At 42.6% G+C, this 11,908-nt stretch carries 13 protein-coding genes and 1 pseudogene; 10 read left to right on the top strand and 4 right to left on the bottom strand.

The annotated features are described in order from the left end of the window. Positions 1–184 precede the first annotated feature (184 nt). Together HXY43_RS11110 and HXY43_RS11105 are read left to right on the top strand one after the other, a co-directional pair. Positions 185–418, top strand: a complete 234-nt coding sequence (locus HXY43_RS11110; protein WP_026731899.1) for a type II toxin-antitoxin system Phd/YefM family antitoxin — start codon at positions 185–187, stop codon at positions 416–418. 69 nt (positions 419–487) lie between these two features. After that, complete coding sequence (locus HXY43_RS11105; RefSeq protein ID WP_155960370.1) at positions 488–646, top strand: hypothetical protein; 159 nt, start codon at positions 488–490, stop codon at positions 644–646. 50 nt (positions 647–696) lie between these two features. On the opposite strand, the gene HXY43_RS11100 is transcribed toward HXY43_RS11105, so the two are convergent. Beyond that, the gene (locus HXY43_RS11100; RefSeq protein ID WP_290883246.1) at positions 697–2,031 is read right to left on the bottom strand and encodes a glutamate-cysteine ligase family protein; all 1,335 of its coding nucleotides are present in this window, start codon (positions 2,029–2,031) and stop codon (positions 697–699) included. 271 nt (positions 2,032–2,302) lie between these two features. On the opposite strand from HXY43_RS11100, the gene HXY43_RS11095 reads away from it, so the two are divergent. The 5 genes from HXY43_RS11095 (at position 2,303) to HXY43_RS11075 (ending at position 8,349) form a co-directional block, all read left to right on the top strand. Next, a complete protein-coding gene (locus HXY43_RS11095; protein WP_290883240.1) occupies positions 2,303–2,551 on the top strand; it encodes a hypothetical protein in 249 nt (82 codons plus the stop codon). 50 nt (positions 2,552–2,601) lie between these two features. Continuing rightward, the gene (locus tag HXY43_RS11090) at positions 2,602–3,282 is read left to right on the top strand and encodes an ester cyclase (protein WP_290883239.1); all 681 of its coding nucleotides are present in this window, start codon (positions 2,602–2,604) and stop codon (positions 3,280–3,282) included. 572 nt (positions 3,283–3,854) lie between these two features. After that, positions 3,855–6,437: an adenylate/guanylate cyclase domain-containing protein gene (locus tag HXY43_RS11085; RefSeq protein WP_290883238.1), complete on the top strand. Its 2,583-nt coding sequence runs from the start codon at positions 3,855–3,857 to the stop codon at positions 6,435–6,437. Positions 6,438–6,760: 323 nt separating this feature from the next. Beyond that, positions 6,761–6,925 carry a hypothetical protein gene (locus HXY43_RS11080; RefSeq protein WP_290883237.1) on the top strand — a complete coding sequence of 55 codons (165 nt, stop codon included), beginning with the start codon at positions 6,761–6,763 and terminating at the stop codon, positions 6,923–6,925. 275 nt (positions 6,926–7,200) lie between these two features. Next, positions 7,201–8,349: a substrate-binding domain-containing protein gene (locus HXY43_RS11075; protein WP_290883236.1), complete on the top strand. Its 1,149-nt coding sequence runs from the start codon at positions 7,201–7,203 to the stop codon at positions 8,347–8,349. An 85-nt stretch (positions 8,350–8,434) separates the two neighbouring features. Here the strand turns inward: HXY43_RS11075 and HXY43_RS11070 are convergent. Both HXY43_RS11070 and HXY43_RS11065 read right to left on the bottom strand, forming a co-directional pair. Beyond that, positions 8,435–8,769: pseudogene (locus HXY43_RS11070) on the bottom strand (DUF2808 domain-containing protein); the annotation flags it as partial. A 28-nt stretch (positions 8,770–8,797) separates the two neighbouring features. Continuing rightward, positions 8,798–9,037 carry a hypothetical protein gene (locus HXY43_RS11065; protein WP_290883235.1) on the bottom strand — a complete coding sequence of 80 codons (240 nt, stop codon included), beginning with the start codon at positions 9,035–9,037 and terminating at the stop codon, positions 8,798–8,800. 240 nt (positions 9,038–9,277) lie between these two features. Between HXY43_RS11065 and HXY43_RS11060 the strand changes: the two genes are divergently transcribed. Next, entirely contained in the window at positions 9,278–9,400 is a 123-nt protein-coding gene (locus HXY43_RS11060; RefSeq protein WP_290883234.1) for a hypothetical protein, read from the top strand. Positions 9,401–9,432: 32 nt separating this feature from the next. Continuing rightward, a complete protein-coding gene (locus tag HXY43_RS11055) occupies positions 9,433–9,633 on the top strand; it encodes a hypothetical protein (RefSeq protein WP_290883233.1) in 201 nt (66 codons plus the stop codon). 150 nt (positions 9,634–9,783) lie between these two features. Here the strand turns inward: HXY43_RS11055 and HXY43_RS11050 are convergent, their stop codons facing one another. Next, positions 9,784–10,890, bottom strand: coding sequence for an alpha/beta fold hydrolase (locus HXY43_RS11050; RefSeq protein WP_290883232.1), 1,107 nt, complete (start codon positions 10,888–10,890; stop codon positions 9,784–9,786). 157 nt (positions 10,891–11,047) lie between these two features. On the opposite strand from HXY43_RS11050, the gene HXY43_RS11045 reads away from it, so the two are divergent. Beyond that, positions 11,048–11,791 (top strand): response regulator transcription factor, encoded by a 744-nt coding sequence (locus HXY43_RS11045; protein ID WP_026732244.1) that lies wholly within the window; start codon positions 11,048–11,050, stop codon positions 11,789–11,791. The last annotated feature ends 117 nt before the right edge of the window (positions 11,792–11,908 follow it).

The following is an 11,908-nucleotide window of genomic DNA, read 5'->3' as shown; positions in this document are numbered from 1 at the left end:
TGTACTTGTAGGCTTTTAACACTGTGCTTACCAAACTATATCTACTATGGTAAACTAAAGGCATACAAAAGTAAAGTCGCCCTAGAAGGGCGAGGTTTTAAACCCATTTTTCTGATAACTTCTTAGTGTCCTTTATAAATATAGAAGCGATCGCAGCAAGCTTCAGCTTCAAGGATAACCTCATATGCAGCAAGTGGATATTGTTAAAGCATCCAAATCATTATCGGAACTGATTGAGGCTGTAATTGGAGGCGAAGAGGTGATTATTACTCGCGAAAATCAGCCCTTAGTCAGGTTAGTGGTGATTTCTGAAACTAAGCCTCGCCCCCAGTTTGGCAGTGCTAAAAACTTGATTGTAATGTCTGAGGATTTTGACGAACCTTTGGAAGATTTCAATGAAGTCTCACGGTTGTGGTAAGAAGACATCATTTGGAGCAAGGGAGCGATCGTAGTTACTGATGCTTCAACTTTTTACGATATTAAAAGTATGGATAATTTCCATAATATTCCACCTGAACAACCAGCCGAAGTGTCACTTGACTTAGCCAGAGTTAACGAAGAATCATGGCCCCACAGCATTGAATACCAAGATCTCATTGCATTTGGAGCGACAGGTGGTGAATCAATCATCGCAGCTAGCAAGTAACAGAGGTGAATACATTGTCAAATCGCCACGCCTCTCAACCGCAAGTAACATCAAAAAAGTGTCACCTCAGCATCCAGCATTGCTAGCGGATGCTCACCATCTAACCATGACACCTGCGCTTCCAACTTATCACAGCACTCACGCACAAGTCGCAAGCCTTCTTCTGTTGAAAGTTGAGCAGTCGCAGGTGTAAACTCTTGCAGAATCTCCGCTTCTATCGTCTGGTAATTATCTAACTCGGATCTCAGCTTTGTCAGGTATTTCGCACCCTCGCCGCCGTCCCCGATCGCAAACTGCAAAATTGAATCTACGTAAGCCTTGACTCGGGGATGCTTGACTCCCACCGTAGCAGCCGCATACAGTAGGTCTCCATTTAAATACTCAAAATCTGGAACCCAAAGGCGATCGCCACTCAATTCAAAAGTATGCAATCCTTTTGCTGGTCTAACTGTCAGTTGATCGCGTCTGACTCGATGGGCGGCATGGCAAACTAGTGAAATTACTGCTAATATAATTGATGGATAGTTACTGTCTATACATCTTATTTCCACTGTGCCGAGTCTGTTGAGGCGCACTGGGTTCCAAGCTGATTTGAGTAAGCTTCCTCCCGCCTCCCAGAATCGGTGACGTTCGATTCCGGCTTTATCCATTGCTTGCAGCCAAGCGTAGTAACGGCTGAATTGTTGTTCTACTAAGCTCTCAACACAATCAGCATAGGGCATTAGTCCCCCCACTGGCTGCAAATGGGTGTAAACTCCCTCCCAGCCAAAGGTTTCACTCCCCCGGTAACGAATTGTATGCGAGGCTAACCCAATCGCCAGTCCTTCATAAAAGGGACATGCCCTTGCCAAAGATATCAGCGCTGAATCCAACGCTGTAGCCAAGTTATAGATATTGAGTAGTTCCTCTCGCTCCGTGGCTGTAGAGTTGTAAGATACAGCCACGCGAGTATCAATCACCCCAGGCGGAACTTCTAAATGCAGGTGCGTACCCGTACATTTTCCAGCGTGCAAAAATCTTTCGTAGCCAACAGTCCGCGCTTGGATGTGGTAGTTGGGCTGATCTCGCATCACTGGCATGATATGCAAGGGATAGCTAGACAGGGGATAAAGCCGCAAACCCATCTGTCGCGCCACAGCCAGGGCCAATTTCAAATTTTTGAGATACTCTGTTGCTAGTTCCGTGCCACTATAAGCTGGAGGCGTGTTAATCTCCACCATGCTTTTGACGAATTCCGGCACAAAATATTGAGGATTGCAATTTCGTGCTTCTGCCAGCAAATGACAACCTTGCAAGAATTCATCGGCGCGATCGCTGATGAAACCCGCCTCATCTACTAAGAAAAACTCTTGCTCAAGACCAATGCGACGCTCTACCACATTCATTTCCCAACCCTCTAGCTAGTTGGGTTACAGCTACTTAGGCTTTAGCCTATCTCACTAGATAACCGATAAATTGTTACTTTCAATACAGAATTTTACCAGCTTTATGGATTTTAGCATAACCAGGTCTGATCGTAAGTAGAGACGCGAAATTTTGCGTCTCTACATTATTTTTCACGCTTAGATCTAGAGAGTAGCCCTGTCAAGGTGGGTAAAAAACGAACCACTATCTTAGTAAACAAGACTATTTTCCTCTTTGTGTCTTTGTGTCTTTGTGTTTCAATCATTCTTTTTTCACCACCCTCCGGGTACTCTACGAGAAGCCGCCCACAAGGGGCGTCTACGCCAGCCCCCCCTAAAGGCAGAAACCAAGACGCGGGCTGGACTCACCAAGACACAAAGACACCAAGAAAAATCCATTTCCATGACTCACACCTTGACAGGGGTAGGTCTAGAGAGTGCAGAGTTATATCTGCATTGCAATTTAGCAGTCACCGATCAAAAAATTGTTTTGACATGTTAGAGGTGACACTCTATTCTAAAAAAGAAAAATTATTGATTCGGTAAATGGCAATGAGTGACGCAAAATCTACAGAATTGCCTCTTTGGGTTCAGGATAGAGAAATTGTCCTTGCCAATGACAAAGGAGTAGAGTGGCGAGAAGGAAAACGTCCAGATTATACCTACACCAACCAATTTCTTCATAAAGAAAGTAAATTTCAGCATCCAGAAGGTTCTTTAGAGGCGATCGCTCAAAACTTAGTCCGAACCTTTGAGATGGAAGCTTCTCATAAAACGAATCCCCAACAGTGGCTTTCCATTGTCACTGATAAGTTTAGAATGAGTAGCAATGGCGGAGCGCAGTTCACTGCTGAGGAAGTAGCAAAAGAAGGAACTTATAACCTCTTTTTAGGTGAAAGTGAACAGTATAGTTCCAAATCAGAAACGTTTGAATCTTCATTTGAGCTTTTTCACAATGCTTTTCCCAATGGCTTTTTGTGGGAACTGATAGAAGTGCTGGCGGGGCCACCAAATGTTACCTTTAAGTGGCGGCATTGGGGTAAATTTAGTGGCAGCTACAAAGATTATGCTCCTACAGGAGAAACAATAGAAGTAGTAGGAGTAAGTATTGCTCGCGTGACTGACGACTTAAAGATAGAATCTTTGGAGCATTATTTTGATAATAGTGCCTTCCTGCAACAATTAACCGCAGGTGGTTGTCCATTCCACTCACAAAATCAGAGCGATCGCTAACTTCTAAGCCAGTGAGTGCAGATAAACATAACTATGAGGTTGGTTAGTAGTTAGTAGTTAGTAGTTAGTAGTTAGTAGTTATTTGTTGGTTGTTAAATTTTCCAAACAACCACCAACTATCAACTAAGAACAAAATCTAATCACTAACTATTATCACGATGAATACATTTTTCTATAGAGAGACCTTTTCCTTTAGAGAAAGGTCTTTTTTTATGTACTTAAATTGTAGGGTGCGTTAAAGCAGCGCGTAACGCACCGCCACGCTAGTGTTACGTTACTGAATTGTGATGTCTTGATGATATAAGTAAAAATACGCTAAATCCTATAGTAATAAAAGTTACTTATACTTAATGAATTCACCACCCATTTAAGAATGGGAAGGCGAGAAGATATGGTAATCTTTCGGATAAAATATCTACGCGCAATCCTCCACTCCGTAATCAGGGTGACGCTTGCTCTATGAGCGATTAAACTGTGGATAATGTTAATCTAGCTTTCCTGGTAGCAACATTTACATATCTTTAATGACTTTCTTAAACACATAAAACCATTACTTATATCAAAAGCCAGTTATGTCAGTTCAACAACGTACTTGCGGTGAAGCCGCAGATTTGATTATGGGTGTTCGCAATGAAAACTGCGATTTGCCGCAAAAGAGTGCTCCTGTGGGTACTCTTGCCAAAAGGCAAGGAACTATTTCTTCTTTTCTTGCTCCCCTCACCCAGGATACTTTTAAACAAGTCGTCAAAGAAGTAGAACAAAAATTGCAGATTGTCAATCAAACTCTGTCGATGTTGGATTCACAAGGGTTTGAAACAATCTTGCAAGAGATGTTACAATCTATAACTTTAAAAACAGGGGAATTACTGGGGGCAGATCGAACAACAATATTTTTATTAGATGAAGAAAAAAAAGAATTATGGTCAATTGTGGCTGAGGGAGAGGGCGATCGCTCTCTAGAAATCCGCATCCCATCTGATAAGGGCATTGCTGGTGAAGTTGCTACCCACAGACAGGTCATAAATATCCCCTTTGATTTTTACAACGATTCTCGCTCTCGTTTTGCCCAAGAACAAGAAAAAAGAACTGGCTACCGTACATATACAATGCTGGCTTTGCCACTGTTGAACGAACAAGGGCAATTAGTAGCAGTTGTGCAATTGTTGAATAAATTAAAATACCAAAACAATTTCCAAGCGCCACTATCAGAACGAATTGACATCAGAGGCTTTACTAGTGCTGATGAACAGCTATTTCAAGAATTTGCCCCCTCAATCCGGTTAATTTTAGAATCATCGCGCTCTTTTTATGTCGCAACCCAAAAACAAAGAGCCGCAGCAGCGCTGATGAAGGCGATCAAATCCCTGTCTCAAAGCAGTCTTGACTTGGAAGACACCCTCAAGCGGGTGATGGATGAAGCAAAAGAATTGATGAATGCCGATCGCAGTACTCTATGGCTAATAGATCGCGATCGCCATGAACTATGGACAAAAATCACCCAAAATAATGGTTCAACCAAGGAGTTACGTGTTCCAGTCGGCAAAGGTTTTGCTGGCATAGTTGCAGCATCCGGCAAAACGCTGAATATTCCCTTCGACCTGTATAACCATCCTGACTCGGACACAGCCAAGCAAATAGACCAGCAAACCAACTATCGTACCTGTAGCTTACTGTGTATGCCAGTGTTTAATGTCGATCGCGAATTGATCGGCGTTACCCAACTAGTCAATAAAAAGAAATCTGGTGATTTTCCTCCCTATAACCCCGCTTATTGGCCTCAAGCCCCTGAATGCTTCCAAGCAAGTTTTGACCGCAATGATGAAGAGTTCATGGAAGCTTTTAATATTCAAGCGGGCGTCGCCCTGCAAAACGCTAAGTTGTTTGCCACAGTCAAGCAACAGGAACAAATGCAGCGTGACATTCTTCGCAGTCTCTCTAATGGCGTGATTTCCACCGATCAAACCGGTCACATCATCGCCGCCAATGAAAGCGCCAAGCGCTTGTTGGGTATCGAAACAGAAGACAGACTCGAAGGTAAGTTAATTACAGATATCATCTCTATCAAGGAAGGTGACTTTAGAAAGTGGTGTCAGGGTGCTTTAAATGCAGCGGAAGTGAAATATCGCGAACAGTACTATCCCGATCGCACATTGCTGTCTGATGGAGAAGTGCAGCACAGCGTAAATTTATCGATTAACACCATTGCTGATGCTACCGATCATCGACAAGTGCGTGGGGCGCTAGTAGTTATGGATGACATCAGTGATGAAAAGCGCCTCAAAAGTACGATGTACCGCTACATGACCCAAGAATTAGCAGAAGAATTGCTGAAATTAGATGACGCTAAATTGGGAGGCGATCGCAAAGAAGTTTCAATTTTATTCTCTGATATTCGTGGCTATACCACTTTGACAGAAAGCCTAGAAGCAGAAGAAGTGGTAAGTATGCTCAATGAATATTTTGAATCAATGGTAGAAGCAGTGTTTAAGTTTAAAGGCACCCTAGATAAATACATTGGAGACGCCATCATGGCTGTGTATGGCTCCCCCCTACCTTTGCAAGAACACGCTTGGATGGCGGTGCAAACATCTCTAGAAATGCGTCACCGTTTACAAGAATTTAATGCCCGCCGTCACGCACGTAACAAACCGCGCATTAATATCGGTATTGGTATTAATTCTGATGTGGTGATCAGTGGAAATATAGGCTCTAGCAAGCGGATGGAATTCACGGCCATTGGCGATGGGGTTAACCTTGGTTCCCGTTTGGAAAGCGTCAGCAAACAGTATGGTAGCGACATTATTCTTAGTGATAAAACATACCAGCAATGCCAAGATTATGTGTGGGCTAGAGAACTAGATTACATTCGCGTTAAAGGTAGAAATGAACCTGTAGCTATATATGAACTGGTTGGTTTGCGTTCCGACAATATAAATAGTCAAAAGTTGCAGTTGATTGAACATTATCACAAAGGACGTTATTTTTATTTGAACCGCCAGTTTACTTTTGCTAGAGGCGAGTTCGCTAAAGTTTTAGATATTGACAACAACGATCAAGCTGCAATCATGCACCTCAAGCGTTGCCATTACTGGCTGCAAAAACCCCCATCAGATGCAGATTGGGATGAAGGTGTGTGGACACATAAGGAGAAATAAGAGGGGTAATGGGTAATGGGTAATGGGTAATGGGTAATTGGTAATTGGTGAAAATTATGAATGATGAATGCTGAAAATTTCATAATTCATAATTCATAATTCATAATTTTTATGCACCATGCCTCTTGCCCTCTGCCTTATTTTACTAGCGGAAATACACTTTTTATTAATGTTAAAAAGTTACATCAATAGGAATCCGGTTTGATGATTGAAAAAATCTAAGTACACGTATCCCCGTAGCTTATAAAATTTACCGTGCTGGCACTAACCAATTATACCCAAGCGAACAGCTACCGACCGTACAGGCTTTGGCTGGAGAAGTAGTGAGCGCAGACGATTTGGAAATTTATCGAGAAGGAAAAGCGATCGCTCTAGAGATGAGGGTTATTCCTGTATTTGATGACACCGGTGAAGTAGCTTATGCGAAGGACGCGATCGCATTGTTTGTATTTAGTCCGAAATTGAAGCAAATTTTCGTGAAGTACTAGAATACAACCAATAAAGTTGTTTTCCGATCGGAACTTGCATTCTGAAACTGCTGCTTTATTAAGTTCTAAGGTTAAAACAAGATTATTAAGTAATTAAATTTAATAATTATTTAATTTTATCCCTATTTTGTCACTTACCTTTAGAGAACATATACAAAGAAGGATTTTTTAACAAGGTATAGCCTTAGGCTTCAACCAAACAATAAATCCTATAAACCCTGATGCTTCAAGGTTTTGTTTTTTATCTCATCAGAGTAATATCAGAGGGATGAGGTATGATGAACAGTGCATCCAAAAATGTTTGCCATAATTGTGGAACCCTCAACCCCCGAACTAACAACAAGTGTAGCTACTGCGGTCACAGATTGCGGCGACGCGGCGGCATTTTTCCTGTAGTTTGGGTGAAGTTTGCGTGGGTTACATTGGTGGTTTTTGGTGGAGCCTATTTTATTTTTAAGCCCGAACCAAAAGCAGTATCTTCCAATAATCAAAATACATCTAGCAACACTCCTTTTCCTTCACCCACTCATGTTAAAGGTGTGACTGCAACTACCTACCACGCCATAGCCGATGTGCCTAACGTGCCAGAAGGAACATTCAACTACGGTGGATCTACAACCTTTGCTCCGTTGCGGAATATAGCTGTGCTTGTGGATATCCAACTAGCTCATCCTAAATTTCAGTTGCGCTATACCGAACCACAAACAGGAAAGCCTGGATCTGGTAAGGGTGTTGAAATGCTACTTGAAGGTCAGCTAAGTTTTTCCCTGTCTTCACGCCCTTTAAAAAACGAGGAGTTTGAAAAAGCACAAAAGCGAAATTTTATACTTGAACAAGTGCCTGTTGCTATTGATGGAATTGCCTTGTATGTCCATCCTGAATTGATTGCTCAGGGTTTGAAAGGTATCACCTTAGAGCAGGCGCGGCATATATTCACCGGAAAAATTAGGAACTGGAAGGAAGTAGGCGGTCCCAATGTCGCGATCGTTCCTTTCAGCCGTAACCTTAAGGATGGCGGTACGGTAGATTTCTTTTATGAACACGTTTTAGCAAAACAATCATTTGCTGCGTCTGTAAACGAGGTACGAGACACTACTGATTCTATCCGTAAAGTTGCTAGTACTCCTGGTGGTATTGGTTATGCAACAGCATCAGAAGTAATCAGTCAACACAAAATTCATGTTCTCCCTTTAGCTAAGGAAGCTAATTCGGTTTTTGTGTCTCCTTGTGCTAGTCTCATCTGCACAGCCACCAATGAAACTGCTTTTGCAGATGGCTCTTACCCTATAACCAGACGGCTGTTTGTAGTCATCAAACGAGATGGTAGACTTGACGAACAGGCGGGTGTTGCCTATGCAAATATGCTGTTGAGCGATGAGGGACAAAAATTTGTAGAACAGGCTGGGTTTGTGCCAATCCGCTAATTCCAAATAAAAAAATATCCGATCACTTGTAGACAAGGAGGACAAGGGGTTGGATAATTTATTTTTTAACGATAATTATAACAAATTAACGCCAGAAAAATGAGTCTATACTGGGGCTGTAAAATTGCAATCGCCCATAACCAAGAAATTGCCCATGAGCTTTTTTGCCCACCGGAAAAGCTTTGACTCCAAACAGATAAACACCGCTAACTATCGGGTTCTGCTTGGGTTCGAGAGCAACTGTGATAATTCTACCTGGTGATACTGGCGGGTCAAACGTCAGCGATACTGTTTTAGTTTTGCGATCGCTGCTCACATCTTTTAATTTCAGCTTTTGCCCTTTATCCTTACGCGTCCCTTCAAAAGCAACCGTATCTTCTAGTCAAACCGAATATAGTCTACTCCTTGGTACTAAGACACAAAGAATGACGGGCGTCTACATCTGTTGCTAGTCGGTTGCTAACGGTGGCTGAAGTACTTGTTTTGCCAAAGCTGGACAGTAATATCCAGCAATTTCTTTAGCGATCGCATCTGGCCGCGCTACTTGATCTAAATTGCAAAATAAAATCACGGTAATCTTGTCATCAATAAAGCGGATAATGTTGCTTGCGAATCCTAGAATCGAACCATTATGACCGACTACTCGGCGATCGCCGTAATTAATTACCCACCATCCCAAACCCACCACTTAATGGCGATCGCCCTGGATAATCCCTCGGTATTGTTTTCGTAACTTTTTTTGTTCAATTCAATACCACTTAAGCCGATTCGTTAGGATGTCATGTATGGGCGGCAAAAATCTTTTTACAGAAGCAACTAAACTCAGAATCAGTTTTTGAGTATAAGAGCAAATTATTCAATTAAGCCATTTTTGTCAGTCAGTTAAGAAAATCCAGATTGATGGGAATTTGGAAAAGCGCTTGTAATTATGCCAGTTCAATCAGAGAGAATAGATTATCAAGTTGTTCATGCGATCGCCGGACGGATTCGCATTAAAATTCCTCGTCTGCAAAGAGATCCCAAATATGCCGATTCTCAGGAGTCGGTGTAGGTTGTGTCTCGTTAGGAGTTGGCGTTGCTTCTGTGACGATCGGTGTAGGTTGTGTCTCGTTAGGAGTTGGTGTTGATTCTGTAACGATCGTTGTGGATTGTGTCTCGTTGGGAGTTGGTGTTGGTTGTGTGGCGATTGGTGTGGGTGACGATGTAGGTAATGAGATGTTACTGGGGATAGTGCAACTATTAAGAAGTGCTGTTGCACTCGAAGCAAGTAATGGGAGGAGGTAGATACTCCCTTTGACTGGTTGTGCCATGATGATTGCTTTGATTTTTCGATAGGTACACCGTTCGGGTGTGCCTAGTATCTATAGTTATATATTTATGTAATTTGGTAATTATGCTGTAGACAGAATTGTTTAACTATGATGGCAATCAAAGTCAAAGTGGGATTTCTTCAATCCACTGCAAAACTCGATTCCATGCCCACCAAACATCGGGGTCTTTTGCTTGCTGCTGACATTCTTTACTACTTATATAACCCACATGACCGCCGTAACGAGTAAGTAACAAATCCATCATTGGGTTATTAGCACAGGCAGCTTGTAAATCAGGTACGATCACCGGATCAAAAAGCGGATCGTCTTCAGCATAAATAATCAAAGTCGGTTTTTGCAGATTCGGCAGTAAAGGTAAAGCGCTGCTGGCGTCGTAATAAGCTTCTGGTGAAGAAAAACCTAAACGTTCAATCACTAGTTCTTCGTCAAAGCCCCAAATACTATTTGCTCGTTCAATTGCTGCTGGGTCAATACTACCAGGATGGGCATCATGAATTCGCCATGCCAGTTTTTTCAGTTGACGGGCGATCGCTTTCTCTATATATCTACCAAAAGGATGCTTGACTAAATAAGCAAGCGATCGCCGAGAATCCAAACTAGGACAAATTACCGCCGCACCGCCGATGTCGTCTGCTTCTAAGCCTAAAGTGGTGAATTGGTCATCGGGCATTGAGCATTGGAAATTACCATTGCTCTTTGCCCCTTGCCCCTTGCCCAAATCCTGTACCGCCTTCACTCCCCACAACGCCAACTGTCCCCCTAAAGAGTACCCTGTAAACCAAAATTTTCCCGGACACCCCATTGCTTTAGCAGCTGCTGCAATGCAGAGAAAATCTTCGCCTTCGTACAATCCATCGCTAGTCAATGTTGGCGATAACTGGGCTGTCTTGCCGTGGCCGCGCCAATCAAATAACACAACTGCATATCCTTGAGCGTAGGCTTTACGTCCCAGCAGTCTCAGAAGCCATTGATTTTCTAAATCACCTGTAATGCCGTAAGTACCCACAATCGTACCGCGAGCGCTTTTAGGAATGGCTACCCAACCAAAAATTGGCACGCCTTGCCCACCGATAAAAATTTGTTCTTGATAAGGCGGTTCTGAGTATTTAGTAGTTTTTTCCCAGTTACGCCCAGCCCAAAGCCCTGTGTAGACAGTCATTGTCACACCATTTTGCAAAAAGCGCGGTGGATTGTATGGCCAGTAACACATCGCATCTAGAATTTAGTCTAACTTGAACTTGTTTTTCAAATCTTTCATTTTTAATCTTTATGTTAGATTTAGAATATTTTTTATAATCGATTAAGCAATCTTTGTATCTACCAAAGGTTCTTATTTATCCTTAATAAGTAGTAATAAATTTTTAATAATGCCGAGGATTCTAGTCATAGACGATGACCCAGCAATTTCAGAATTAGTTGCCGTCAACTTAGAAATGGCTGGCTACGATGTCAGCCAAGCGGAAGATGGCATCAAAGGACAGGCACTAGCTTTACAGCTACAGCCAGACTTGATCATGCTCGATCTGATGTTGCCCAGAGTAGATGGATTTACAGTTTGTCAGCGCTTGCGGCGAGATGAACGCACAGCCGAGATTCCCGTATTGATGTTGACTGCTCTCTCGCAAACTCAAGATAAAGTCGAAGGCTTCAATGCAGGCGCAGATGATTACCTGACTAAACCATTTGAAGTTGAGGAAATGCTAGCACGAGTGCGGGCGCTATTGCGACGTACTGACCGCATTCCTCAAGCTGCCAAACACAGTGAAATTCTCAATTACGGGCCCTTAACTCTGGTTCCGGAACGATTTGAGGCGATATGGTTTGGTCAGACGGTGAAACTAACTCACTTGGAATTTGAGCTACTTCACTGTTTGTTGCAGCGACACGGTCAAACCGTTTCCCCCAGTGAAATTCTTAGGGAAGTCTGGGGATACGATCCAGATGATGATATTGAAACCATTCGAGTTCACATCCGCCACTTGCGAACAAAACTAGAGCCAGATCCCCGTCATCCCCGTTACATCAAGACGGTATATGGTGCCGGATACTGCTTAGAGTTACCCAGTACGCCCCAATCAAGTGAGAGTGTCTCCGTATCGCAAGTTGAGTAAAATAGCGTAAATGCTGTTAAATTAGCTGATAAAATTGGCACTCTAAGCTGTGATAACTTAGAGAGTGCCAACAGGGTTTTGCATGTTTTAAATCTAGTCCTGAAAAAACATGCTGCT

The sequence above is a fragment of the Fischerella sp. genome (assembly GCF_013388695.1).
Taxonomy (GTDB): Bacteria; Cyanobacteriota; Cyanobacteriia; order Cyanobacteriales; family Nostocaceae; genus PCC9605.
Note: the sequence above shows the minus strand (reverse complement) of the source record. Positions and strands in the feature narration are given on the sequence as shown.